Annotated in this window: 21 protein-coding genes and 2 tRNA genes; 6 read left to right on the top strand and 17 right to left on the bottom strand. The window is 71.4% G+C overall.

The features are described from left to right. The 7 genes from mrdA to KS423_RS10300 form a co-directional block, all read right to left on the bottom strand. On the bottom strand, positions 1-2,186 hold a 2,186-nt coding region (gene mrdA / locus KS423_RS10330), incomplete at its 3' end, for a penicillin-binding protein 2 (RefSeq protein WP_224277496.1). Between the two features lie 51 nt (positions 2,187-2,237). Further along, entirely contained in the window at positions 2,238-2,876 is a 639-nt protein-coding gene (mreD, locus tag KS423_RS10325) for a rod shape-determining protein MreD (RefSeq protein WP_224277494.1), read from the bottom strand. 3 nt (positions 2,877-2,879) lie between these two features. Beyond that, positions 2,880-3,824 (bottom strand): rod shape-determining protein MreC, encoded by a 945-nt coding sequence (gene mreC / locus KS423_RS10320; protein WP_224277492.1) that lies wholly within the window; start codon positions 3,822-3,824, stop codon positions 2,880-2,882. Positions 3,825-3,939: 115 nt separating this feature from the next. Beyond that, on the bottom strand, positions 3,940-4,965 hold the full coding sequence (locus KS423_RS10315; RefSeq protein ID WP_308020165.1) for a rod shape-determining protein: 1,026 nt from the start codon (positions 4,963-4,965) through the stop codon (positions 3,940-3,942). Positions 4,966-5,334: 369 nt separating this feature from the next. Beyond that, entirely contained in the window at positions 5,335-5,748 is a 414-nt protein-coding gene (ndk, locus tag KS423_RS10310) for a nucleoside-diphosphate kinase (RefSeq protein WP_224277488.1), read from the bottom strand. A 108-nt stretch (positions 5,749-5,856) separates the two neighbouring features. Next, entirely contained in the window at positions 5,857-6,207 is a 351-nt protein-coding gene (locus KS423_RS10305) for a DUF4233 domain-containing protein (protein ID WP_224277486.1), read from the bottom strand. 1 nt (position 6,208) lies between these two features. Further along, positions 6,209-7,600 carry a folylpolyglutamate synthase/dihydrofolate synthase family protein gene (locus KS423_RS10300; protein WP_374119932.1) on the bottom strand — a complete coding sequence of 464 codons (1,392 nt, stop codon included), beginning with the start codon at positions 7,598-7,600 and terminating at the stop codon, positions 6,209-6,211. Between the two features lie 184 nt (positions 7,601-7,784). On the opposite strand from KS423_RS10300, the gene KS423_RS10295 reads away from it, so the two are divergent. From KS423_RS10295 to KS423_RS10285, 3 genes are all read left to right on the top strand, one after another. Continuing rightward, positions 7,785-9,218 carry a glycosyltransferase family 2 protein gene (locus KS423_RS10295; protein WP_224277484.1) on the top strand — a complete coding sequence of 478 codons (1,434 nt, stop codon included), beginning with the start codon at positions 7,785-7,787 and terminating at the stop codon, positions 9,216-9,218. A gap of 63 nt (positions 9,219-9,281) precedes the next feature. Beyond that, the gene (gene wecB / locus KS423_RS10290; protein ID WP_224277502.1) at positions 9,282-10,448 is read left to right on the top strand and encodes a non-hydrolyzing UDP-N-acetylglucosamine 2-epimerase; all 1,167 of its coding nucleotides are present in this window, start codon (positions 9,282-9,284) and stop codon (positions 10,446-10,448) included. Between the two features lie 147 nt (positions 10,449-10,595). Then, positions 10,596-12,125: a chitinase gene (locus KS423_RS10285; RefSeq protein ID WP_224277482.1), complete on the top strand. Its 1,530-nt coding sequence runs from the start codon at positions 10,596-10,598 to the stop codon at positions 12,123-12,125. Between the two features lie 28 nt (positions 12,126-12,153). Here KS423_RS10285 and KS423_RS10280 read toward each other — a convergent pair whose 3' ends face one another. Then, the gene (locus tag KS423_RS10280) at positions 12,154-12,678 is read right to left on the bottom strand and encodes a hypothetical protein (protein ID WP_224277480.1); all 525 of its coding nucleotides are present in this window, start codon (positions 12,676-12,678) and stop codon (positions 12,154-12,156) included. A gap of 301 nt (positions 12,679-12,979) precedes the next feature. Continuing rightward, complete coding sequence (locus KS423_RS10275; protein ID WP_308020164.1) at positions 12,980-15,619, bottom strand: valine--tRNA ligase; 2,640 nt, start codon at positions 15,617-15,619, stop codon at positions 12,980-12,982. A 191-nt stretch (positions 15,620-15,810) separates the two neighbouring features. Here KS423_RS10275 and KS423_RS10270 point away from each other — a divergent pair, with 191 nt between their 5' ends. Then, the gene (locus tag KS423_RS10270; RefSeq protein ID WP_224277478.1) at positions 15,811-16,686 is read left to right on the top strand and encodes a hypothetical protein; all 876 of its coding nucleotides are present in this window, start codon (positions 15,811-15,813) and stop codon (positions 16,684-16,686) included. A gap of 68 nt (positions 16,687-16,754) precedes the next feature. Here KS423_RS10270 and clpX read toward each other — a convergent pair whose 3' ends face one another. From clpX to KS423_RS10245, 5 genes are all read right to left on the bottom strand, one after another. After that, positions 16,755-18,044 carry an ATP-dependent Clp protease ATP-binding subunit ClpX gene (gene clpX, locus KS423_RS10265; protein ID WP_045696864.1) on the bottom strand — a complete coding sequence of 430 codons (1,290 nt, stop codon included), beginning with the start codon at positions 18,042-18,044 and terminating at the stop codon, positions 16,755-16,757. Positions 18,045-18,323: 279 nt separating this feature from the next. After that, positions 18,324-18,986 (bottom strand): ATP-dependent Clp protease proteolytic subunit, encoded by a 663-nt coding sequence (locus KS423_RS10260; RefSeq protein WP_224277476.1) that lies wholly within the window; start codon positions 18,984-18,986, stop codon positions 18,324-18,326. Positions 18,987-19,041: 55 nt separating this feature from the next. Then, the gene (locus KS423_RS10255) at positions 19,042-19,662 is read right to left on the bottom strand and encodes an ATP-dependent Clp protease proteolytic subunit (protein WP_374119933.1); all 621 of its coding nucleotides are present in this window, start codon (positions 19,660-19,662) and stop codon (positions 19,042-19,044) included. Positions 19,663-19,930: 268 nt separating this feature from the next. Continuing rightward, positions 19,931-21,322, bottom strand: coding sequence for a trigger factor (tig, locus tag KS423_RS10250; RefSeq protein ID WP_224277474.1), 1,392 nt, complete (start codon positions 21,320-21,322; stop codon positions 19,931-19,933). A gap of 305 nt (positions 21,323-21,627) precedes the next feature. Continuing rightward, a tRNA-Pro gene (locus tag KS423_RS10245) sits at positions 21,628-21,701 on the bottom strand. A gap of 182 nt (positions 21,702-21,883) precedes the next feature. On the opposite strand from KS423_RS10245, the gene KS423_RS10240 reads away from it, so the two are divergent. Next, positions 21,884-21,954, top strand: a tRNA-Gly gene (locus tag KS423_RS10240). Positions 21,955-22,040: 86 nt separating this feature from the next. Here the strand turns inward: KS423_RS10240 and KS423_RS10235 are convergent. Continuing rightward, a complete protein-coding gene (locus KS423_RS10235) occupies positions 22,041-22,598 on the bottom strand; it encodes a hypothetical protein (protein ID WP_224277472.1) in 558 nt (185 codons plus the stop codon). 190 nt (positions 22,599-22,788) lie between these two features. Between KS423_RS10235 and KS423_RS10230 the strand changes: the two genes are divergently transcribed. Then, positions 22,789-23,580 (top strand): DUF6348 family protein, encoded by a 792-nt coding sequence (locus KS423_RS10230; RefSeq protein ID WP_224277470.1) that lies wholly within the window; start codon positions 22,789-22,791, stop codon positions 23,578-23,580. A gap of 33 nt (positions 23,581-23,613) precedes the next feature. Here KS423_RS10230 and KS423_RS10225 read toward each other — a convergent pair whose 3' ends face one another. After that, positions 23,614-23,811 carry a hypothetical protein gene (locus KS423_RS10225; RefSeq protein ID WP_049648957.1) on the bottom strand — a complete coding sequence of 66 codons (198 nt, stop codon included), beginning with the start codon at positions 23,809-23,811 and terminating at the stop codon, positions 23,614-23,616. Positions 23,812-24,287: 476 nt separating this feature from the next. Next, positions 24,288-25,427 carry a PP2C family protein-serine/threonine phosphatase gene (locus KS423_RS10220; protein ID WP_224277468.1) on the bottom strand — a complete coding sequence of 380 codons (1,140 nt, stop codon included), beginning with the start codon at positions 25,425-25,427 and terminating at the stop codon, positions 24,288-24,290. Between the last annotated feature and the right edge of the window lie 342 nt (positions 25,428-25,769).

Raw genomic sequence — 25,769 nt, 5'->3', positions numbered from 1 at the left:
GCCTGCGCCGCGGCCGCGTCGAGCAGGGCCGGAGCCGGCGCGACGGCCGGGGCCTGGGCTCCCGACGCCGGGGCGGCGCCGTACGAGACCGGCTTGATGATCGCGGTGCCGTCCGGGTTGAACTTCGGCAGCTCGGCCTGCGGCGCGGGCAGCAGCGCCTTGGTGTTGTCGATGGCGCCCTTGTCGTCCACGCCGTACAGCGCCTGGTAGATCCGGCGGATGGCGTCACCGGAACCGCCGGAGCCGGTGCCGCCCTGGCTGATCGTCATGACGACCGCGTAGTCCTTGCTGTACGTGGTCAGCCAGGAGGTGGTCTGCTTGCCCTCGACCTCGGCGGTGCCGGTCTTGGCGTGCAGCGCGATCTTGTCCTGCGGCCAGCCGTTGAACTTCCAGGCCGCGGTACCGGACTTGATGACGCCCTCGGTGGCCTGGTCGATGTAGCTGAGCAGCTTCTGGTCGCCGGGGAACTTGGCGTCCTCGTGCGGGGCGATCTCGCGGACGAGGTCCCCGCTCGGGCTCACCACGGCCTTGGCGACGGTCGGCCGGTAGAAGGTGCCGCCGTTGGCCAGCGCCGAGTAGATCCGGGCCATCTGGACCGGGGTGACGAGGGTGTCGCCCTGACCGATCGCGAAGTTGACGGCGTCACCGGCACGCATCTGGTAGCCGTCGACGCAGTTCTCCCGGGCGATCTGGTCGGAGTAGCTGTTGCCGCCCTTCTGCCCCTGCGCGCACCAGGCGTCCTTGTTGTTGTCGTAGAAGGACTGCTTCCACTGCCGGTCCGGCACCCGGCCGGGGACCTCGGACGGCAGGTCGATGCCGGTCTTGGCGCCCAGGCCGAACTGGTGGGCGGTCTTGAAGAACCAGTCGCCCGGGTCCTTCTTCGGCTTGATGCCGCCGTCCTTCATCCACTGGTCGTACGCCAGGCCGTAGAAGACGGTGTCGCAGGAGACCTCCAGCGCCTTCTCCAGGGAGATCTGGCCGAAGTTCTCGCTCTCGAAGTTCTTGAACTCACGGCCGCCGATGGTCATGCTCTTCGGGCAGTCGTAGTGGCCGTCCAGCGAGTAGCCGGCCTGCACGGCGGCGGTGGTGGAGACGACCTTGAAGGTGGAACCGGGGGCGGACTGACCCTGTATGGCCCGGTTCAGCAGCGGGAAGTTGGACTCCTTGCTGGTCAGCGACTGGTAGTCCTTGCCGCTGATGCCGCCCACCCAGAGGTTCGGGTCGTACGTCGGGGCGCTCGCCATCGCGACGATCCGCCCGGTGTGCACGTCCATCACGACGGCGGCCCCGGAGTCGGCCTCGTAGTTGCGGCTGGTGACCTTGTCGAAGGTGTTCCGGGCGTCGGCCATGGCCTGCGCCAGGTTGTCCTCGACCACCTTCTGCACCCGGGCGTCGATGCTGGTGACCAGGTTGTCACCGGTCTGCGGGGCGACGGCGCCGGCGTTGCCGATCACCCGGCCGAGGTTGTCCACCTCCAGCTTGGTGATGCCCGCGGTGCCGCGCAGGTCGCGGTCGTACACCGACTCCAGGCCGGCCCGCCCGATCTGGTCGGCCGGCAGGTAGCGGTCCAGGCCGCTCTTGCCGGCGGTCTTGCTGACCTCCTCGTCGGTCACCGGCGAGAGGTAGCCGAGCACCTGGGCCAGGTTGGCGCCCTCGGCGCCGGTGTAGCGGCGCACGGCGGTGGGCTGCGCGGTGACCCCGGGGAAGTCCTCGCGGCGCTCCATTATCTGCATCGCCTGCTGAGTGGTCGCCTCCTTGGTGACCGGGATCGGCTGGTACGGCGAACCGTTCCAGCAGGGCTGCGGGGTCTTGGCGTCGCAGAGCCGGACCTTCTCCTGCACGTCCTTGGCGGGCATCCCCAGCACCTCGGCCAGCCGGGACAGCACCGCCTTGCCGCCGTCCTTCTGCTGGAGCAGCGAGGTGCGGCTGACCGAGACCACCAGCCGGGTCTCGTTGCCGGCCAGCACCCGTCCGGAGGCGTCCAGGATCTCGCCGCGGACGGCCGGCTCGACCACCTCGCGGATGTGGTTGCCGGTCGCCTTCGCGGTGTACTCCTTGGCGTTGCGGATCTGCAGGTACCACAGCCGCCCGCCGAGGGTGGCGAGCAGCGACAGCACCAGGATCTGCAGCACCACCAGACGGATCGTCACCCTTCGGGTGCGGCCGGTCTCGGGGATGTTGCTCACGTCTCGTGCGCTCCAGGATGCGGGGAGGTCGGGTGGTCGGGGCCGGTCCGGTTACGGGCGGCGGGCGAAGCCGGGCACGCGCCGCCTCTTGTACGTCGGGCCCGTCGAGGCCTCGCGGGTGGTGCGGTAGCGGGCCAGCGTGCCCAGGCCGGAGCCGCCCTCGTCGTCGTCCGCGGCGGCCACCGGGTCGCGCCCGAAGCGGCGGCCGAGGTACATCACCAGCGGCACCACGAAGGGCGCCAGCAGCAGGTCGTAGAGCAGGGCGCTGATCACCAGTCCGCCGAGGCCGACGTGCCGGGCCGCGGTGTCGCCGACCAGGGCGCCGACCATCGCGTAGAGCAGGGTGGAGGCGGCCGCCGCGGCGCCGACCACCAGCAGGGAGCCGGCGACCGAGCGCTGGCGGCCGTGGTCCGGGCGCAGCAGCCCGGCGCCGTAGCCCATCAGGCAGAGCACCAGTGCGTAGCGGCCGATCGCGTGGTCGGAGGGCGGCGCGAGGTCGGCCAGCAGGCCGCCGGCGAAGCCGACCAGGCAGCCGCCGGTCGGCCCGTAGACCATGGCCAGACCGACCACGACGAGCAGCAGTATGTCCGGGGTGGCTCCCGGGAGCTGGAGCCGGCCGAACACGCTGACCTGGAGGAGGAGGCCGAGCAGGACGAGGCAGGCGGAGACGGGGATGCGGGCGAGGCGCATGGCTCAGTTCCCCCCAGTGGGCTTGACGGGCGAGGCGGGCGCGGAGGCCGGGGCCTGGCCGGGATCGGCGGCCGGCTGGCCCGCGGTGGGCGCCGGCGGCAGGACGGCGTCGCGCGGGTCGGTTCGCGGCGGGACGACCACCACACCGACCAGGTCCAGCCGGGTGAACTGGACGAAGGGCTCGACCAGGACGGTCTTGGTCAGCTGGCCGGCGTTGGCCTGGACCTCGGTGACCTTGCCGATCGGAACGCCGGGCGCGAACGGGCGGCCGCTCTGCGAGCCGAAGGTGACCAGTCGGTCGCCGGCCTTGACCTGGGCCTTGCCGTTGAGCAGGGAGACCTTCATCGGGCTGTCGCCGCCGCCGGAGGCGAAGCCGATCTCGCCGGTGCCCTCCAGCCGGGTGCCGGCCGAGAAACCGGGGTCGGAGGCGAGCAGCACGGTGGCGGTGGTCGGGGCGACGGTGGTGATCCGGCCGACCAGGCCCTGACCGTTGATCACCGTCATGTCGCGGGTGAGGCCGTCGTCGCTGCCGGCGTCGATGGTGATGGTCCAGGAGAAGCCCTGGGCCGGGCCGATCGCGATGACCTGGGCGGCCTTGACGGTGTATCCGCCGGCGCCGGCGGTGCGCAGCAGGTCGTCCAGCTGCTTGGTGCGCCCGGTGGCCATGTCGGAGGAGGCGAGCTTCTGCCGCAGTTCGGTGTTCTCGCGGGCGAGCTGGTCGGTGCGGCCGCTGTCGGTGACCGTGTCCCGGATGGCGCGGACGGTGTCGGCGACCGGGTCCACGACGGTGGCGGCTCCGCGCTCGACGGGTCCGAGGACACCGGCGGCGGCGTGCCGGGCCGGGCCGAGCGGGGAATCCTCACCGCCCTTGATGTCCACGGTGATCAGCGCGAAGGCTACGGCCACCAGCAGGATGAGCAGCAGCCGGCTCTCTCGTGTGTCCCTCACGGTGCGGGTACTGCCCCTTCGTACCTGGCCGCCGCCCGGGGCTGTGGGGCCCGGGTGGCGGCCCGTTCGGTCGAGTGTCGGATGTGACGCGTGGTGCCGGCGGTGCGGCGACCTGTCAACGACGCGGCGAGGCGTCGAGTACCTGCTGGAGTGCCTCGAACTCCTCGACGCACTTGCCGGAGCCGAGTGCGACGGAGTCGAGCGGGTTCTCCGCGATGTGGATCGGCATGCCGGTCTCGCGGCGCAGCCGCTCGTCCAGGCCGCGCAGCAGGGCGCCGCCACCGGTGAGCACGATGCCCCGGTCCATGACGTCGCCGGCCAGCTCGGGCGGGCACTGGTCGAGGGTGGTCTTGACCGCGTCGATGATCGCGTTGACCGGCTCGTCGATGGCCTCGCGGACCTCGGCGGCGGAGATGACCACGGTCTTGGGGAGGCCGCTGACCAGGTCGCGGCCGCGGATCTCGGCGTGCTCGTCCTTCTCGCCCTCCAGGCCGAAGGCGCTGCCGATGCTCATCTTGATCTGCTCGGCGCTGCGCTCGCCCAGGAGCAACGAGTACTCCTTCTTGATGTGCTGGACGATCGCGTTGTCCAGCTCGTCGCCGGCCACCCGGATGGACTGGGCGGTGACGATGCCGCCGAGGGAGATCACGGCGACCTCGGTGGTGCCGCCGCCGATGTCGACGACCATGTTGCCGGTGGCCTCGTGGACGGGCAGACCGGCGCCGATCGCGGCGGCCATCGGCTCCTCGATGATGTGCACCTGGCGGGCGCCGGCCTGCGAGGAGGCCTCGATGACGGCGCGGCGCTCGACGCCGGTGATGCCGGAGGGCACGCAGACCACGACGCGGGGGCGGGCCAGGTAGCGGCGGCGGTGGATCTTGAGGATGAAGTACCGCAGCATCCGCTCGGTGATCTCGAAGTCGGCGATCACGCCGTCCTTGAGCGGGCGGATGGCGACGATGTTGCCCGGGGTGCGGCCGATCATCTTCTTGGCCTCGGAGCCGACCGCGAGGATCCCGCCGGTGTTGGTGTTCACCGCGACGACGGACGGCTCGTTCAGGACGATGCCCTTGCCCCTGACGTACACCAGCGTGTTGGCTGTTCCGAGGTCGATCGCCAAGTCGCGGCCGATGAACGACAGGTTGCTCGCCATGGGGTGTGGGTGCCTTCCCGGGCTCGGAGTTCATGGGGGGGGTGGACGAATGCGCGCGCCCACGCTTGGGCGGAGACCAGCTGAGCTGCCTTACCGGGCCCTTGAGTCGCGTCCATCGTAGTCACGCCGCGCGGTACGGACGTCGACGTGGGGCATACCGTCCATTGTCCGGGGCGTGATCGCATCTCCGAGGATTGGGACGCCGTGTCGGCGCCCCCAGTTCCCTATTTCACGATAAGAATGCCCCGGCCGGGCCAATGGTCCCGACCGGGGCGGTACGAACGTCCTCCGGGTGTGCCGCACCGGTCCTCCCGGTGCTTCGCCCCTGGTCCTGCCGGGTGTGTCGCCCGGTCCGGGTCAGGCGTGCGCGGGGAAGAAGATCTTGATCTCGCGCTCGGCGGACTCCGGGGAGTCGGAGGCGTGGATCAGGTTCTCGCGGGTGATCGTTGCGTAGTCGCCGCGGATGGTGCCGGCCCCGGCCTCCAGCGGGTTGGTGGCGCCGGCCAGCATGCGGATGCCCTTGACGACCTCCTCGCCCTCGACGATCAGCGCGATCGACGGGCCGGAGGTCATGAACTCCAGCAGCGGCTCGTAGAACGGCCGGCCCACGTGCTCCGCGTAGTGCTGCTCCAGCGTCGCCCGGTCGAAGGTGCGCAGCTCGATGGCGGCGAACCGCCAGCCGGCCTTGCGCTCGATGCGGCTGATGATCTCGCCGGCCAGGCCGCGGCGGACGGCGTCGGGCTTGAGCAGGACGAGAGTGCGCTGGGACACGGTGCGTCTCCTGGGGATTCGGTTCGGCAGACAGTCGGGTCGACACGCGGCGCCGACAAGGCAGAGATTACCTTGCGTACACGGCGTGTCGGTCCGCCGGTCCGGGCCTCAGACCTGTACCGCGGCGGCCTCGGCGGCGGCCCGGGCGGCCTTGAACTCGTCCACCTTGCGGCCGTAGTGCACGGAGCACCACCACAGGCCGGCGAAGACCACTCCGAGGCCGAACATGCTCGGCAGGACGAAGCCGCTGGCGATCAGGCCGATCTGCAGCGCCCAGCCGATCTGCACCGCACCAGGGCGGTTGATCATGCCGCAGAGCAGGATGCACAGCGCCATCGCGATGCCGCTGACCGTCCAGATCTCCCCGCTGGAGACGTCGGAGAGCCGCATCGCGACCAGCGCCGCGAACATGATCAACAGCGCTTCGCCGATCAGCGTCGAGGAGCAGAGCGTCCTCATGTCACTTCCTCCCGAGCAGCAGACGGGCCTCGCCCACCGTGATGACCGAACCGGTGACCAGCACCCCGGCGCCGCCGAGGTCGCCCTCCTCCTCGGCGAGGGTGACGGCGGCGGCGATGGCGTCGTCGAGCCGGGGCTCGACCTGGACGCGGTCCTCGCCGAAGACCTCGACGGCCAGGGCCGCGAGCGCGTCGACGTCCATCGCGCGGTGGGTGGAGTTCTGGGTGATGACGACCTCGGCCAGGATCGGCTCGAAGGCCTCCAGCACGCCGGCCACGTCCTTGTCCCCGGAGGTGCCGATCACACCGACGAGCCGGGTGAAGCCGAAGGACTCGGTGAGCGCGGCCACGGTGGCGCGGGCGCCGTGCGGGTTGTGCGCGGCGTCCAGGACGATCGTGGGGCTGCGGCGGACGACCTCCAGGCGGCCCGGCGAGGAGACGCCGGAGAAGGCCTGGCGGATCTTCTCCACGTCCAGCTGCCCGCCGCGCGCGCCGCCGACGCCGAAGAAGGCCTCGACCGCGGCCAGCGCCAGGGCCGCGTTGTGCGCCTGGTACTCGCCGTGCAGCGGGATGAAGACGTCCTCGTACTCCTCGCCGCCGAGCCCGCGCAGCGTCACCAGCTGGCCGCCGACGGCGAGTTCGCGGCGGATCACGCCGAACTCCATGCCCTCGCGGGCGACCGTGGCGTCCACCTCGACGGCGCGGCGCAGGATGGTCTGGGCGGCGTCCAGCTGCTGCTGGGCGACGACGGCGACGGAGCCGGACTTGATGATCCCGGACTTCTCGACCGCGATCTCGCCGGTGGTCTCGCCGAGCTTGTCGGTGTGGTCCAGCCCGATCGGGGTGATCACCGCCACGGCGGCGTCGATGACGTTGGTGGCGTCCCAGGAGCCGCCCATGCCGACCTCGACCACGGCGACGTCCACCGGGGCGTCGGCGAAGGCCGCGTAGGCCATGCCGGTCAGCACCTCGAAGAAGGACATCGGCACCGGCTGCGCCGCGTCGACCATCTGCACGTAGGGCTCGATGTCGCGGTAGACCTCGACGAAACGCTCGGGGGTGATCGGGGCGCCGTCCAGGCTTATCCGCTCGGTGACGGACTCCACGTGCGGGCTGGTGTAACGGCCGGTGCGCAGCTCGAAGGTGTTGAGCAGCTGCTCGATCATCCGGGCGGTGGAGGTCTTGCCGTTGGTGCCGGTGACGTGGATGGAGGGGAAGGACCGCTGGGGCTGGCCCAGGATGTCCATCAGCGCCTCGATCCGGTCGAGCGAGGGCTCCAGCTTGTTCTCCGGCCAGCGCTTGGAGAGCTCCACCTCGGCGTCGCGCAGGGCGTCGCCGGTACCGCCGTCGGCGGGGCGGATGGTGTACGGGTTCGGGTCGGCCTTGTCGCTCACGACCCCAGTCTACGGAGCCCTGACGGGTCGTTCTCACGGGGTGAGAACGACCACTTTGCCCCTTCTTTGCCATGATCACCTAGTTTCCTCCCTTTACTATCGATTTAGCGATTTGAACCGCAATGAAGCATCGATTCGCAACCGACAGGAGCCTTCAGCCTTTGATCATGAGGAGCATTGCGCCATGCCTGACGCCCTGCACGAGTGGATCGTGCTTCGCCAGGACGCCGTCGTCTGGGTTGCCGGACTGATCTCCCTGGCACTCGTCGGCTACATGACCCTGGTCTTCGGACGCTTCCTCGTGTACTGGGCGGGCTCCCGGCACGCCTTCCGGCACAACCGCCCCGCCGAGCCCGGCGACCCCGCCGCCTTCCAGTGGCACCTGGTGATCCCCTGCCGCGACGAGGAGGCCGTGGTCACCCAGACCCTGGACGGCCTGCGGGGCAGCGCGCCCGAGGCCCACCTCTGGGTGATCGACGACGACAGCGAGGACGCCACCCGCGAGCTGGTGCTCGCCGCGGTGGCCCGCGACCCGCGGGTCCACCTGGTCCAGCGCCGCCGCCCACACGCCCGGATCGGCAAGGGCGCCGCCCTCAACGCCGCCTACCGGGAGATCTCCGCCTGGCTGCCCGAGGGCACCGACCGCTCCCGGGTGGTGATCGGCGTGGTCGACGCCGACGGGCAGCTCGATCCGGGCACCCTCGCCCAGGTCTGCAACGCCAAGGCGCTCGGCCGTCCCGACACCGGCGCCGTCCAGATCGGCGTCCGGATGCGCAACGCCGACGACGAGCTCCCGCTGCCCGGACGCGGCCGGGCCGCCAACGCCCTGGCCCGCGCACTGGTGCGGATGCAGGACGTCGAGTTCCAGGCCAACAACGCCGGCATGCAGCTGCTGCGCCGCCGCACCGGCAGCGTCGGCCTCGGCGGCAACGGCCAGTTCGTCCGGCTCTCCGCCCTCGACTCGCTGACCGCCGAGGAGGGCCGGGCCGGCCGCCCCTGGCCGGAGCGCGCCCTGCTGGAGGACTACGAGTCCGGCCTCGACCTGCGGCTGGCCGGATGGCGGCTCACCCACGTCACCGAGGCCCAGGTCTCCCAGGAGGGCCTGATCTCGCTGCGCCGCTTCCTCACCCAGCGCACCCGCTGGGCCCAGGGCAACATGCAGTGCCTGCGCTACACCGGCCGGGTGCTGCGCTCGCCGCACTACACGGTGTCCGGCAAGGCCGAGGTGCTGTACACCTTCCTCCAGCCGGTGGTCTGCGTGCTGCTGGTGCTGCTCTTCCCGCTCTCGCTCGGGATCACCGGCGCGGGTCTGGTGCTCTTCCCGGCGGAGACCGCCGAGTTCCAGCTCAGGTTCGGCCCGCTGATGCTGCTCGCCTTCGTGCTCGCCGCACTCCCGATGGTCCTCTGGGGCTTCGCCTACCGCCGGCTCGTCCACGCCGACCGCAGCCGGCTCACCGGCCTGCTCTGGGGCGTCCTGGTCTGGCTCTACGCCTACCACCTGTTCGTGGTCGCCACCCGGGCCGCCATCCGGATGCTGCTCGGCCGCAACGGCTGGGCCAAGACCCGCCGCAACGCCGAGAAGGTCACCCTCGGCGCCCCCACCGCGCTCGAATCCTGAGCCTGCCGCCCCACCCTCACGCCGCCCCTCCGCCCCACGCCCCACCGGAGTCCCCGCATGAGCATGTGCCTGCCCCCGTCCAGCGTCGCCGTCGTCCTCGGCACCCGCCCCGAGCTGGTCAAGCTCGCCCCGCTGATCCACGAGCTCGGCGACGCCACCCGGCTGGTGCACACCGGCCAGCACTGGGACGAAGCGATGTCCGGCCGCTTCCTGCGCGACCTCGACCTGCCCGAGCCCGAGCTGCTCACCGGTGTCGGCGGCCGCCCCCGGGCCGGCCAGATCGCCCAGTCGCTGGGCCAGCTGGACGCCGCCTTCGCCGAGGACCGCCCCGCCGCCGTGGTCGTCCAGGGCGACACCAACGCCACCCTGGCCGGGGCGCTGGCCGCCAACGCCCGGGAGGTCCCGCTGGTCCACGTCGAGGCCGGTCTGCGCAGCTTCGACCGGGCGATGCCCGAGGAGCACAACCGGGTGATGGTCGACCACGTCTCCGACCTGCTCTGCGCCGCCACCGGGGAGAACGTCGCCAACCTGCGCGCCGAGTCGCTGGCCGAGGCCCGGATCGAGCTCACCGGCAACACCGTCGTCGAGGTGGTCCGCCGTCAGCTGCCGGACGGGGCCGCCCGTACCGCGCTGCTCGCCGCGCACGGGCTGAGCCCGGACGGGTACGTGCTGGCCACCGTGCACCGCCCGGAGAACACCGACACCGCCGAGGCGCTCGGCGCGGTGCTCGCCGAGCTGGACCGGATCGCCCGGGCCGGCACCCCGGTGCTGTTCCCGATGCACCCGCGCACCCGGGCCGCCGTCGAGCGCTTCGGCCTGGACGGCCTGCTGGAGCGGCTGGCCGTCACCGGCCCGGTCGGCTACGGCGACTTCCTGGGCCTGGCGAGCCACGCGGCGCTGCTGGTCTCCGACTCCGGCGGCGTGCAGGAGGAGTGCACCGTGCTCGGCCGCCCTCTGCTGGTGGTGCGCCGCTCCACCGAGCGCCCGGAGGCGATGGCGGCCGGCTTCGCCGCGCTGGTGCAGCCCGGCGAGGAGCTGGGCGCCCTGGCCCGCGCCTGGCTCTCCGACACCCCCGAACGGCTCGCCCGGCTGGCGGCCACCCCGAGCCCGTACGGCGACGGCCTGGCCTCGGCCCGGATCGCCGCGCTGACCGCGGCGATCGCCGAGGCGGAAGGGGCCGACGCGGACCCGACCGTGCCGCGGCCCGCCCAGGTCCTCTTGACAGCCTAATTGGTCTACTCCACCTTGTGAGGCAAGTCTCCGTTCCCGACCGGGACTTGAGTTGTCGGTAGCTCCCGCACGCGCACCATCGACACCCCGGACGGCGTTCCTCCCCCACGAGGCACCGCCGGGCCTCCCCCCACTGGAGACGGAGTCATGCCACCTGCCCGACACCGGCGCCCGCGCGCCGTCCACTCCCTGCTCGCCGGAGCGAGCGCCCTGGTCATCGGCCTGGGCGGACTCGTCCTGGCGGGCGGTACCGGCGCCCACGCCGCCGACACCGACCTGATCACCAACGGCGGCTTCGAGACCGGGAACCTGTCCGGCTGGACCTGTTCGAGCGGCACGGTCCAGAGCACCACCACCCACTCCGGCGCGTACGCCCTGCAGTCCACCCCGGGCGCGGGCGACACCGGCGAGTGCACCCAGACCGTCCCGGTGAAGCCCTCCTCCTCGTACACCCTGAGCTCCTGGGTCCAGGGCTCGTACGTCTACCTGGGCGCCCGCGGCACCGGCGGCACCGATCCGAGCACCTGGACCCCCGGCACCGGCTGGACCCAGCTGAGCACGAGCTTCACCACCGGCCCGAACACCACCAGCGTCACCGTCTACCTGCACGGCTGGTACGGGCAGCCGGCCTTCGCCGCCGACGACGTCTCGCTGCTCGGGCCCGGCGGACCGCAGCCGTCCCCGAGCCCGACCGCCACCGCCTCGCCGAGCCCGACGGCCACCGCCACGGACACCGGCAGCCCCACCCCCACCGCGACGTCGACCCCGACCAGGCCCCCGGGCCTGCCCAAGCACATCCTCACCGGCTACTGGCAGAACTTCGACAACGGCGCCACCCTCCAGCGGATCAGCGACGTCCCGGCCGCCTACGACATCATCGCGGTCTCCTTCGCGGACGCCACCGCCACCCGCGGTGGCCTGAGCTTCACCCTCGACCCGACCCTCTCCTCCCGCCTCGGCGGCTACACCGACGCCCAGTTCAAGGCCGACATCGCGGCCAAGCGGGCGGCCGGGAAACGAGTGGTGCTCTCCGTCGGCGGGCAGAACGGCACGGTCTGGGTGGGCGATTCCGCCTCCGCCGCGAACTTCGCCGGCACCGCCTGGGCGCTGATGCAGAGTTACGGCTTCGACGGGATCGACATCGACCTGGAGAACGGCATCAGCTCCACCTACATGGGCCAGGCGCTGCACGCCCTGGCGGCAAAGGCGGGGAGCGGATTCGTCCTCACCATGGCGCCGCAGACGATCGACATGCAGTCGACCGGCATGGAGCACTTCAAGCTGGCGCTGAACGTGAAGGACATCCTCACCATCGTCAACATGCAGTACTACAACTCCGGCGCGATGAACGGCTGCGACGGGAACGTCTACTCGCAGGGCACCGAGAACTTCCTCACCGCGCTGGCCTGCATCCAGCTCAAGGGCGGACTGCGGCCCGACCAGGTGGGCCTCGGGGTGCCGGCCTCCACCAGCGCCGCGGGCGGCGGGTACGTCGCCGCCGGCACGGTCGACAACGCGCTGGACTGCCTGGCCTCCGGCACCAACTGCGGCAGCTACAAGCCGGACACCACGTGGCCGGGCATCGGCGGCGCGATGACCTGGTCGACCAACTGGGACACCAAGGCGGGCAACCCGGTCGCGAGCACCATCGGTTCGCACCTGCACGCCATGCCGTAGCTGTGGCCCTTCACTGCCCGGGCCGGGTTCAGACCCCGGCCCGGGCCTCCGGCACGTGCGCGGCGCCGCCGCGCCGACGGCGCAACTCGGCGGTGATCTCGGCCAGTTCGCCCTCCGGCAGCAGCGGCAGCATCATCGCGACGCCCTGCAGCAGACCGCCGAGCAGGAAGGTGGTGTCCGGGGTCGCCGCCACCAGACCGCGGACCTCGGCCACCTCGCCGGCCGCCACCGCCTCGATCAGCTGGGCGGCGTTCGCGGTCTCCTCGTCCACCTCGACCCCACCGGTGTCCGCCGGGGCTCGCCGGGCCATCGCCCGCAGCACCTTGTCACCGACCTCGGGGGCGTACGCCTTGCGGACGGCCTCGGCGGCGATCCAGGTGAGCAGGGTGGCCACCTCGCGCTCGGCGTGCTCGGCGAACAGCAGGTCCAGCTCGTGGTCGAACGCGATCTGGTTGCCGTGCCGGAACGCGAGCAGCAGGGTCGCCGCCCTGGCCTTGGCCTCCTCGACCGCCTCGGCAGGCAGTTCGTCGGCCAACTCCTCGGTCACCACCACGCCATGCCCTCCGGTCCGTCGTTCAGCAGGAACGCTCGACAAAAACGCCCATTCGGAAACTCCGTGCACACCGTACACAGCGGACCTGCAAACTTCCGCGAACGCGCGCGGGCAAGACCGGAATCAATTCGCTCGGAATAGGACCCCACCCGGTCGCAGGATGATAATTCGCCGGAAGGGAGCAATGCGGCTGGGCTATTAGGCGTAGCGAAAGCGACCCCGGAAGCAGCGTCCAGGAAAACGCCGAGGGGCCGTACCCCGCGCGTCGCGGAGTACGGCCCCTGCAGTCGGGTCCGGCGGCTCAGCCCTGCGGCAGTGCCGCGAGCTGGGCGGTGATCCGGGCGATGTCGGCCTCGGCGGCCTCCTGGCGGCCCCGGATCTTGGCGACGACCTCGTCCGGTGCCTTGGCGAGGAACGCCTCGTTGCCGAGCTTGGCGGTGGTCTGGGCCTTCTCCTTCTCGGCGGCCGCGAGGTCCTTGGCGAGGCGCTTGCGCTCCGCCGCGACGTCGATGGTGCCCGAGAGGTCCAGCGCGACGGTGGCACCGGCCACCGGCAGCGAGGCGGTGGCCGCGAAGCCCTCCTCGGGGGCGGTCAGCCGCAGCAGCGAGCGGATCGCGTCCTCGTGGACGGCCAGCACGGTGCCGGCCAGCTCCAGCCGGGCCGGAACGCGCTGCGCGGGCTGGAGGCCCTGATCCGAACGGAACCGGCGGACCTCGGTGACCACCTGCTGCAGCGTGGCGATCTCGGCCTCGGCGTCGGCGTCGCGGTAGCCGCTGCCCTTCGGCCACTCGGTGACGACCAGCGACTCGGCGCCGGTGAGCGCCGTCCACAGCGCCTCGGTGACGAACGGGACGACCGGGTGCAGCAGCCGCAGGGTGACGTCCAGGACCTCGCCCAGCACCCGGCGCGAGGCGTCCGCCTGCGGACCGCCCTTGGCCAGGGTGGTCTTGGAGAGCTCGACGTACCAGTCGAAGACCTCGTCCCAGGCGAAGTGGTACAGCGCGTCCGTGGCCTTGGCGAACTGGTAGTCGTCGTACAGCGCGTCCACCTCGGCGACGGTGGCGTTCAGCCGCGACAGGATCCAGCGGTCGACCGCGGTCAGCTCCTCCGGCGCGGGCAGCGGGCCCTCGACGGTGGCGCCGTTCATCAGCGCGAAGCGGGTCGCGTTCCAGATCTTGTTGCAGAAGTTGCGCGAACCCTTGACCCAGTCCTCGCCGATCGGCACGTCGGCGCCCGGGTTGGCGCCACGGGCCAGGGTGAAGCGGACGGCGTCGGCGCCGTAGGCGTCCATCCAGTCCAGCGGGTCCACGGCGGTGCCGGAGGACTTCGACATCTTCTTGCCGAACTCGTCGCGCACCAGACCGGTCAGGGCGACGGTCTTGAACGGCGCCTCGCCGTCCATCGCGTACAGGCCGAACATCATCATCCGGGCGACCCAGAAGAAGATGATGTCGTGGCCGGTCAGCAGAACGTCGGTCGGGTAGAACTTCTCCAGGTCCGGCGTCCGCTCCGGCCAGCCGAGCGTGGAGAACGGCCACAGGCCGGAGGAGAACCAGGTGTCCAGGACGTCCGGGTCCTGGACCCAGCCCTCGCCCGTCGGCGGCTGCTCGTCCGGACCGACGCAGACGACCTCGCCCTCGGGGCCGTACCAGACCGGGATCCGGTGGCCCCACCAGAGCTGGCGCGAGATGCACCAGTCGTACATGTTGTCGACCCAGTCGAAGTAGCGGCGCTCCAGCTCCTTCGGGTGGATCTCCACCTTGCCGTCGCGGACGGCGTCGCCGGCGGCCTTGGCCAGCGGCTCGACCTTGACCCACCACTGCAGCGACAGCCGCGGCTCGACCACCGTGTGGCAGCGCGAGCAGTGGCCGACCGCGTGCATGTACGGGCGCTTCTCGGCGACGATCCGGCCCTGCTCGCGCAGCGCGCCGACGACGGCCGAGCGGGCCTCCAGCCGGTCCATGCCGAGGAAGGGGCCGTGCACGGTGATCGCACCGCGCTCGTCCATGACGGTCAGGTTGGGCAGGTCGTGGCGCTGGCCGATGGCGAAGTCGTTCGGGTCGTGCGCGGGCGTCACCTTGACGGCGCCGGTGCCGAACTCCGGGTCGACGTGCTCGTCCGCGACGACCGGGATCTCACGGTCGGTCAGCGGCAGCTTGATGGTCCGGCCGATCAGGTGCTTGTAGCGCTCGTCCTCGGGGTGGACGGCCACCGCGGTGTCGCCCAGCATCGTCTCGGCGCGGGTGGTGGCGACGATGATCGAGTCGTCGCCCTCGCCGTAGCGGATCGAGACCAGCTCGCCCGGCACCTCCTCGTGCTCCACCTCGATGTCGGACAGCGCGGTGAGACAGCGCGGGCACCAGTTGATGATGCGCTCGGCGCGGTAGATCAGGCCGTCGTCGAAGAGCCGCTTGAAGATGGTCTGGACGGCCTGGGACAGGCCCTCGTCCATGGTGAAGCGCTCGCGCGACCAGTCCACGCCGTCGCCGAGGCGGCGCATCTGGCCGAGGATGCGGCCGCCGTAGCTCTTCTTCCACTCCCAGACCTTCTCGACGAAGGCCTCCCGGCCCAGGTCGTGCCGCGACAGGCCGGCCTCGGCGAGCTGCTGCTCGACCTTGTTCTGGGTGGCGATGCCGGCGTGGTCCATGCCGGGCAGCCAGAGCGTCTCGAAGCCCTGCATGCGCTTGCGGCGGGTCAGCGCGTCCATCAGCGTGTGCTGGAAGGCGTGGCCCAGGTGCAGGACGCCGGTGACGTTCGGCGGGGGGATGACGATGGTGTACGCGGGCTTGTCGCTCTTCGCGTCCGCGGTGAAGTAGCCACGGTCCACCCAGCGCTCGTACAGCTCGCCCTCTACGTCCGCGGGGGTGTAGGTCGTCGGGAGGGTTGCTGCTTCGTCCCCGGCAAAGGTGCTCACGGGGCGCTGGTTCGTCGTGTCGGTCACGACGCACAGTTTACGTAACCGGAGGCGTGGGTCACGAACCCCTTTCGGTGCGCGGGCCCGGCGCGCTCCCCCGGACCCCGGCCGGGCACCGTGCGGTAGCGTGCCCGGGCACTCGTCCGGTGGACCGGACGTACACGGAACGACTCGACATCACGACAGGCCGCGGGTGCGGCGGGGGAGCACGGACGCAGATGTACGGCCAGGGACAGCAGTACCCGCAGGGACAGCAGTACCCGCAGGGACAGCCGCAGCCCTACGGGGGCCAGCCGCAGTACGGCCCGCCGCCGCAGCAGCCCTACGGCGCACCCCAGCCCCCGTACGGCCAACCCCAGTACGGCCAGCCCCCGTACGGCCAACCGCAGTACGGCCCGCCGCAGCCCTACGGCGCGCCCCCGCAGCCGTACGACGTTCCGCCGCAGGCGCCGTACGGACAGCCGGGCTACCCGCCGCCGCAGTCGAAGGGCAAGGGCGGCCTGGTGATCGGGCTGGTGATCGGCGCGCTGGTGCTGGGCGGCGGCGGCTTCGCCGCCTGGAAGTTCCTCGGCAGCGGCGGCGACCAGGGCGGCCGGTACAAGATGACCGCCCCGGAAAGCGTCGCGGACGGCTACTCCCAGAAGTCGGCCGAGGAGAAGACCGTCGAACCGAACAACCCGGAGGCGGCGAAGTTCGGCAAGGACCTCCACGTGATCGCGGCCAGCTACAGCCGGGGCACCGACCTCGACACCTTCACGGTGCTCGGCGTCTACGGGGATCTCAACGACCCCGGACAGATCATCGAGGACGCCAAGAAGACCACCGGCGAGACCACCTGGACCACCCCGCTGACCGCCTTCCCGGCCCGCGACAGCAGGAACTCCTCGGCGAAGCTCTCCTGCGGCGTGATCAGTCTCCTGGGCAAGCCCGGTCCGACGGTCTGCGTGTGGGCGGACAGGTCCACCACCGGCCGGGTCACCTTCAGCAAGGTGAACCTGAACGGCAGCGGCAACATCACCGGCCAGGACACCACCCTGTCCCAGGCTGCCGACAAGACCAGGGCGCTCCGCGATGCCATGGTCGTCGCCAGGTGACACGGTGCACGAGGAGGGGCCCCGCACCGGATCCGGTGCGGGGCCCCTCCTCGTGCGAAGGCCTCGGGTCAGGCGCTCTTCTCCCGGCGCTCGCGCTTGATCATGTCGCGCGGCACCAGGGTGGGGATGGCGTGCTTGGAGACCACGTCGCCGGTGACCACCACGCGGGCGACGTCCTGGCGCGAGGGGACCTCGTACATCACGGACATCAGCACCTCCTCCATGATGGCCCTCAGCCCGCGCGCGCCGGTGCCGCGCAGGATCGCCTGGTCGGCGATCGCCTCCAGCGCGTCCCGGGAGAACTCCAGCTCCACGCCGTCCAGTTCGAACAGCTTGCGGTACTGCTTGACCAGCGCGTTGCGCGGCTCGGTGAGGATCTGGAGCAGCGCCTCGCGGTCCAGGTTGTGCACGCTGGTGATCACCGGCAGACGGCCGATGAACTCGGGGATCATGCCGAACTTCACCAGGTCCTCGGGCATCACCTGGCGGAAGTGGTCGCTGGCGTCCGACTCCCGCTTGGAGCGGATGTTGGCACCGAAGCCGATGCCCTTGGCACCCGCGCGGCCCTCGATGATCCGCTCCAGGCCGGCGAACGCACCGCCGACGATGAACAGCACGTTGGTGGTGTCGATCTGGATGAACTCCTGGTGCGGGTGCTTGCGCCCGCCCTGCGGCGGCACCGAGGCGGTGGTGCCCTCCAGGATCTTCAGCAGGGCCTGCTGCACGCCCTCGCCGGAGACGTCCCGGGTGATCGACGGGTTCTCGCTCTTGCGCGCGACCTTGTCGATCTCGTCGATGTAGATGATCCCGGTCTCGGCCTTCTTGACGTCGTAGTCGGCCGCCTGGATCAGCTTGAGCAGGATGTTCTCGACGTCCTCGCCGACGTAGCCGGCCTCGGTCAGCGCGGTGGCGTCCGCGATCGCGAACGGCACGTTGAGCATCCGGGCCAGGGTCTGCGCCAGCAGCGTCTTGCCGGAGCCGGTGGGGCCCAGCAGCAGGATGTTGGACTTGGCCAGCTCGATGGCGTCCTCGCGGCCGTTGCCGCCGCTGCGGCCCGCCTCGCCGGCCTGGACACGCTTGTAGTGGTTGTAGACGGCCACCGACAGCGCCTTCTTGGCGAGGTCCTGACCGACCACGTACTGGTCCAGGAACTCGTAGATCTCGCGCGGCTTCGGGAGTTCCTCGAAGCGCACCTCGGAGGTCTCGGCGAGTTCCTCCTCGATGATCTCGTTGCACAGGTCGATGCACTCGTCGCAGATGTACACGCCTGGGCCGGCGATCAGCTTCTTCACCTGCTTCTGCGACTTGCCGCAGAACGAGCACTTGAGCAGGTCGCCACCGTCTCCGATGCGTGCCACGAGGTGCTTCCCCTTCGCCAGGGGCCCCGCAGGGGTTCCGGGGCCTGGTGCTGTGGACCGTCAACGCCGACGGCGCTCGGTCTCGCTATCCGACGGTACTCTGCCGGGCCCGCGATTCCGGCCTCTTCGCCAGGTCTGCCCTACGCCCTGGGCGAATTGATACCGAACAGATGCCGTCGCACGGGCCCGCCGATGGGCCGGGGCGGGGTGCGCACCCGCGTGCACACCCCGCCCCGATGGGCCCCTCCGACCCGTCGCGGGGCCGGGAGGGAGCCGACCTCAGGAGGTCAGCGAGGTCTTGCGGGTGGTGATGATCTGGTCGACCAGGCCGTACTCGACGGCCTCCTCGGCGGTGAGGATCTTGTCGCGCTCGATGTCGTCGCGCACCTGCTCCGCCGTCTTGTTGGAGTGCTTGGAGAGCATCTCCTCCAGCTGCTCGCGCATCCGGAAGATCTCCTTGGCCTGGATCTCCAGGTCGGACACCTGGCCGCGGCCGGTCTCGGTGTACGGCTGGTGGATCAGGATGCGGGCGTTCGGCAGCGCCATCCGCTTGCCGGGGGTGCCGGCGGCGAGCAGCACGGCCGCGGCGGAGGCCGCCTGGCCCATGCAGACCGTGGTGATGTCCGGCTTCACGTACTGCATCGTGTCGTAGATGGCCGTCAGGGCCGTGAACGAGCCGCCGGGCGAGTTGATGTACATCTGGATCTCGCGGTCCGGGTCCATCGACTCCAGGCACAGCAGCTGCGCCATGATGTCGTTCGCCGAGACGTCGTCGACCTGCGAGCCGAGGAAGATGATGCGCTCCTCGAACAGCTTGGCGTACGGGTCGTACTCGCGGATGCCCTGCGTGGTGCGCTCGACGAAGCGCGGGACGATGTAGCGGCCCTCGGCGCGCATGTCCTCGACGCGGGCCTTGGCGGCCGACAGGCTGGGGATGTTCATGGGGGTCCTTGTCCTCCGGGGCGTTGGGCTGTGGTCTCGCGGGCCGGGCCGAGGCTCAGGCAGCGCCCGTGCCGCCGCCGCCGGGGACGTCCGCGGCGCTGTGCATGATCGCGTCGACGAGGCCGTACTCCAGGGCCTCCTCCGGGGTGAACCAGCGGTCGCGGTCGGAGTCGGCGGTGATCTGCTCGAAGGACTGGCCGCTGTGGTGGGCGATCAGCTCGGACATCCGCTTCTTGGTGCGGAGCAGCTGCTCGGCCTGGATCCGGATGTCGGTGGCGGAACCGCCGAGGCCCGCGGAGGGCTGGTGCATCAGGATCGTGGAGTTCGGCAGCGAGAAGCGCTTGCCCGGGGCGCCCGCGGTGAGCAGGAACTGGCCCATCGAGGCCGCCATGCCCATCGCGATGGTGACGACGTCGTTCTTGATGTACTGCATGGTGTCGTAGATCGCCATGCCGGCCGAGATCGAGCCGCCCGGGGAGTTGATGTAGAGGAAGATGTCCTTGTCCGGGTCCGCGGCCAGCAGCAGCAGCTGCGCGGTGATCTTGTTGGCGATGTCGTCGTCGACCGCCTGGCCGAGGAAGATGATCCGCTCGTTGAGCAGCCGGTTGTAGACCTGGTCGCCAAGGCCGCCGAGCACGTCACCAGCGGCGGCGTGCGGCGCCATCGGGCCAGGCATCTGCATCTGCGGGAACGTCACTTAGCCACCTGCTCAGTCGATTTGGACGGTCGCTCCACGGCCGTCGCGGTGTCGCACAGCGTCCGGGTATCACGTCGTGATTGTTGCTGTCCAAGGACCCTAACGCGCAGGCCGGGCCGCAGAATCCCTCACGCAGAACTGTTCGCTGTGAGCGCAGGGTCGCGGCGGCCGCCGACGGGACGACAGCGGGCCCGGACACCGTACGGCGTCCGGGCCCGATGCAGCCTGAAGGGGGCTACCGGGGCGCTCAGGCCTCGGTCTTCTCCTCGGCGGCGGTCTCCTCGGCGGCGGCCTCGACGGTCTCGGCCGTCTCGTCCTCGTCGTCGAAGTTGACCTCGTTGCCCTCGGTGTCGACGACCTTGGCGGCCTCGACCACGGTGGCCAGCGCCTTGCCGCGGGCGACCTCGCCGACCAGCAGCGGAACCTGGCCGCCCTGGACGACCTGCTGGGCGAACTGGTCCGGGGTGAGGCCGGAGCCGGCGGCGCGGCGGATGAGGTGCTCGGTCAGCTCCTCCTGGTTAACACCCAGCTCCTCGTTGGCGACGATCTGGTCCAGGACGAACTGGGTCTTGATGCCCTTCTTCGCCTGCTCCTCGATCTCCGCGTCCCACTCCTCGCGGGTCTTGCCCTGGGTCTCCAGGTACGCGTCGATGGTGAGGCCCATCGGCTGGAGCTGGTGGTGCTCCACGTTGTGCTTGCGGGTCTCGACCTCGTCCTTGAGGAGCTTCTCGGGGTACTCGATCTCGACCAGGGCGAGCAGCGCGTCCAGGACCTTCTCCTGGGCCTGGGTGGCCTGGTCGTACTCCTTCATGCGCTCCAGGCGCTTGCGGGAGTCGGCGCGCAGGTCCTCCAGGGTGTCGAACTCGCTGGCCAGCTGGGCGAACTCGTCGTCCAGCTCGGGCAGCTCCTTCTCCTGGACGGCGGTGACGGTGACGGTGACCTCGGAGGTCTTGCCCGCCTGGGTGCCACCCTTGAGCTCGGTCTCGAAGGTCTTGTCCTCGCCGGCGGACAGGCCGACGACGGCCTCGTCGATGCCGTCGATCAGGCGGCCCGAGCCGATCTCGTAGCTGACGCCGCTGGCGGTGCCGTCCTCCGGCACCTCGCCGTCGACCTTGGCGACCAGGTCCACGACCACGATGTCGCCGGCAGCGGCGGCGCGCTCGACGTCCTTGACCGACGAGAAGCGCTCGCGCAGCTGCTCCAGCGACTTCTCGATGTCCTCGTCGGAAACGGCGATCGGGTCGACGGTCACCTCGATGGAGGAGAACTCCGGCAGGGTGATCTCGGGACGGACGTCCACCTCGGCGGTGAACTTCAGGTCGCCGCCATCGGCGATCGTCTCGACACCCTCGATGTTGGTGATGTCGGGCTGGCCGAGGACCTCGATCTTGCCCTCGTCGACGGCCTGCGTGTAGAAGCGCGGCAGGGCGTCGTTGACGGCCTCCTCCAGCACGGCGCCACGGCCGAAGCGCTGGTCGATGACCCGGTTCGGGATCTTGCCCTTGCGGAAGCCCGGGACCGAGACCTGCTGGTTGATCTTCTTGTACGCCGCGTCGAGGCTGGGCTTGAGCTCCTCGAAGGGCACCTCGACGGTGAGTCGAACCCGGGTCGGGTTCAGAGTCTCGACGGCGCTCTTCACGGTTAGGTCTCCTATGGGCTTGCGGTCAGGTTGTCTCCGCCCGTCCCCGTCACCCGGCCGGAGCCGGAAAAGGGGTCGGACGAGACGGGCGATGGGCGGTTGGAGCTGCATCTCCCGTGGGGTGGACGGTGAGCTTGACTCCTCGCCCTCGTGCGGTTGACCTGGGTGGACGCCACAGGGACTACCGCCAGCGCCCCATCCTACCGGTACCACGAAAGGCGGACGCCAGACGCCACCGTATCGCCGTCAGGAAGCTTCGACACAGAACAGGGCCCCGCCCCGGTGGGCGAGACCCTGCCGCACTGTCGGGGTGACCGGATTCGAACCGACGGCCTTCCGCTCCCAAAGCGGACGCGCTACCAAACTGCGCCACACCCCGTGGTGCCGAGAGGAAGCGTACACGCCGGGCCTGCACGGCTCGCCGACTTGATCCGCGCGGGCGCGACAACGACACATACCGCGCGGGCGCGCGGGGGGTGTGCGCAATGCGGTGTGCACTCGGGCGGCCGGACCAGGTACGCTGTTCCCCGAACTTCCGGCCGGTCACGGCTGGGGGGTCGTGCGGGCGTAGCTCAATGGTAGAGCCCTAGTCTTCCAAACTAGTCACGCGAGTTCGATTCTCGTCGCCCGCTCTCCGGTCCGGCCCCGGTGTGCCCAGCACACCGGGGCCGTCGGCGTTTCCGGGCCCCTGCAGCTCCCGGCCCCCGGAACCCGGGTCTCAGAGCCCGAGCCGGGCGGCCCGGGCGGCAGCCCCGTCCAGCAACCGGTGGACATCACTCTCCCGGGTGGTCGGGCGGTCGTTGTACTCGTCCGGGGAGCGCGCCGGGCGGCCGGTGGCGTGCAGCACCTCCATCAGCTGGACCCGGGCGGTGCGCACGGTGGCCGGGGTGCCGTAGCCGTGCGCCAGGACGGCGGCCTGCGCGCCGAGCAGGCAGACCCGGCCGGCCGCGTCCCACATCGCACCCTGGAGCCAGCCGTGCGCCCCGATGTAACGGGAGGCGAGCCTGAGGTGGTCGGCCGCGCTGACCGGGACGGGGCGGGCGCTTCGGCCCAGCGCCCGGTCGAGCAGGGTGGCCCTGGGCTCGGGGTGGCCGGCCTGCCAGGGCCGCAGGGCGCTGCCGTACGGGCAGGCGTACGGCAGCGGGGTGCGCGCGGGGGCGGGCAGCGAGGCGAGGTAGGCCTCGATCTCGGCGACCAGCCCGGAGCCGGCGGGGCCGAACGGGGGCGGCCCGGGGGCGAGGAGGACGGGCGGGGGCGGGGCGGTGGCGCGGGGCATGCGGGTCCTCCGGGCGGACGGCCTTCAGGTTCCGCTGCCCAAAATGGTGCATTCGGGACTTTTTCGCGACCGGAGGACCGCGGGGCCCGAACGGTTTCCCGGCTGGCTGCCGGGCCGATAGCCTCGGCGGCGTTCGAGCGCAGTTCGAGCGCGACCTCAGCTGCCGCGCTCCCGAGGTGGAGGAGTCCCGGTGCGTCCGCAGGAGCGACTGGCCGTCATACAGCGCTGTGTGGTGCGGGAGATGGCGCGACTGGGCCAGGTGTTCCACCCGGAGGGCGAGGTGGTCCGCGGCCCCGGCACCACGGCGGTGGCGGTCCGCGAGCACCCCGGGGACGACGGCGCCGGGCACGTGGACCTCGGCTTCGTGCTGCACCTGGGCCGGGCGGACGCCCCGGTGGTGTGGGACTGCGCGGCGGGCCTCGGCAAGACCGAGGAGGAGAAGCTCGCCAACGCGGTGAAGATGTGGGCGACCACCACCGCCTCGGTGCTGGTCGAGCTGGCTGACGGCCGCGGGGTGCACGCCGACCGCCCGGACCTGCCCGAACTCCCGGGCTGGCACGCGGTGCAGGGGCCGGCCGCGGTGTTCGGCTTCGGCAACGAGCGGCTGGCGGGCTGGCTGGCCGAGCACCGGGTGCTGCCGGCGCTGGCGCCCGCGCTGCGCGGGGAGTTGACCGGGCCCGGGCCGGTGGGCGTCAAGCTCTTCCTGGGCGGGAAGGCGGGGGACGACGTCGCCGAGGTCCGGGTGGGCGGCGAGGTGTCGGAGGCGGCGTCGGCGGCGCTGCGCGCCCTGGACTGGCCACGGGGGGAACGACTGTGCTGGGCACGGCTGTTCGTCCTGTTGACGGCCGAACCGACCATGCCGGGGCGGACCGCGCAGGCGGGTGCCGGGGCACCCGCACCGATGCGTGTCCCGGCCCCGGCGGCGGCACGCCCCCGGGGACTGTTCGCTCGCTGGCGGGAGGCCAGACGGGCCGGCCGGTGACCCCTCGCCAGGGGTGCGGACGGCCCGGCCGGATCAGCCGCCGGTGATGCCGGAGATGCTGTGCGCGAGGTTGGCCAGCAGCGAGTTGATCGAGGTCGCGACCGTGGTCTCGTGGAGCATGAAGCCGAACAGGGCGGCGACGATCGCGTGCGGGATCTTCATCTGCTTGTTGCGGATGAAAATGATGCACAGGATCGCGAACAGGACCAGTGCGGAGACGGAGAGTGCCACCCGGACTCACTTCCTCGTTTTCATAGCGGGGTGCCACCGCCCGGCGGCACCTGCGAAAGCCGGACCCCGGTCTGTCCGACGGTCCCGAGGCGGAATCGCGGACCGTCCGGCACACCGCCGGTGAGGGAGCCCACGGTCGACCGCTGTCTGTCGTGTCGCACCTGACGCCCCCATCCCCCGAATCCTGAACAGTCCCGCCCGGACTCAGTGTGGTCGACCGTGCCGATTGCGTAAAGGTCTGACAGTCAGCCCAACGCCGATATCCTGCGATGCGAGACGAGTTTCCGCCGACCGGGACGATAGCGGAGCCGTCCTGACGAATCGTCGGCGGGGCCGTGCTGAGCGGCCGGGAAACGGCCATGGGCGGGTAACGGAAGCCGCTGGTCCGGTCAGTCGACGGGGCGTCCGATTTGGCTGAAGATCAGCTACCAGGCTTGACAGCGGCGGCTGCCCGCGGCATGTGCCGGGCGGGGGCGTCAGTCGCGCCAGATCAGCAGCACCGCGCGGTCGTCGTTGATGTCCCGGGCGACCGTCTCGATCAGCGCGGCCGCGGCACCCGTGCCCGTGCCGGGTCCGCCGCCGGGCACCAGCCGGTCCGCCTCCCCCATCAGCCGGTCCATGCCCTCCGCGAGGTCCCGGCCCGGCGCCTCGACCATGCCGTCGGTGCACAGCATCAGCACGTCGCCCCGGTTCAGTCGGCCGCGCACGCCCTCGAACTTGGCACCGTCGTAGATCCCCAGCAGCGGGCCGTCGGCCTGCTTGACCTCCCAGCGCCCCTCCCCGGCGAGCCGCTGCATGCCCGGCAGGTGCCCGGCGGAGAGCAGCTCGTACTCACCGGTGTCCAGGTCCAGCACCAGGTGGACGGCGGTGGCGAAGCCCTCCTCCCAGGACTGGCGCAGCAGGTAGCCGTTGGCGGCGGGCAGGAAGTCGTGCGCGGGCAGCGAGCCGACCAGTCCGCCGAAGGCGCCGGAGAGCAGCAGTGCGCGGGAGCCGGCGTCCATGCCCTTGCCGGAGACGTCCGCGAGGACCACCTCCAGCAGCCGCTGGCCGGGGCCGGTGCGGGCGGCGACCACGAAGTCCCCGGAGAAGGACTGGCCGCCGGCCGGGCGCAGCGCCATGTCCGCGTGCCAGCCGTCCGGCAGCTCGGGCACCCGGCTCTGCACCCGCAGCCGCTCGCGCAGGTCGAACAGCATGGTGGATCCGCCCCACCAGGGCACTCCCACCCGGGCCCGGAACTGGGCGAGCAGCAGGCCGCCCACCCCGGCGGCGCCGACCACCAGGGCCGCGCCCGGCGTCACGCCGTAGAGGTAGGCCTCGGGGTTGTCGCTGGCGACCCGCTGGCCGGTGTGGATCACGGACTCGGAGGAGAGGCCGAGCGCGGCCAGCGCGTAGAGCACCACCAGGCTGCCGGGGCGCAGCAGCAGGGCGCCGGCCAGGATCGGCAGGACCAGGGAGGTGGGCGGGGCCCAGTCGGGGAACCAGATGTTGAGCAGGATCAGCAGCGGGACGAGCAGGGCGAGCGCGCAGAGCACGGGCCAGTCGGCGGCGCCGCCGCGGAAGTAGTCCACACCGGCCGTGCGCAGCCTTCGGCGGACCCGGCGGACCCTCTTGCGCAACCGGGCCGTCACGGACTCGGACGCCGGGGCGGCGCCGGGCCTCGTCGCAGTCGTCTGGGGCGGTGTGCCCGGCGCTCTGCCAGCCATGGGATCCGACCCTATCCACGGGCACCGCCCGGCGTCGACGGGCCGGGGGCGGGCACGGGCGCCGGAGCGCGGGGCGTGCAGCGGGTTTCGGCCGATCGGAACGGTTGCGGGCGTGCCGTCAGGAGTCGTACGCGGGTTGGGCCTACGAACCGTGCGGGCGGCGCGCGCGCCCCGCGCGCGGGGGTGTCCGCGCGCCGTGGCCTGTGGCCGATCCCACAGGCGGTGCGGGGCCGCTCCGGCCCGTCGCGCAGCTTC

Source organism: Streptomyces sp. LS1784 (genome assembly GCF_020103755.1).
Taxonomy (GTDB): Bacteria; Actinomycetota; Actinomycetes; order Streptomycetales; family Streptomycetaceae; genus Kitasatospora.
Note: the sequence above shows the minus strand (reverse complement) of the source record. Positions and strands in the feature narration are given on the sequence as shown.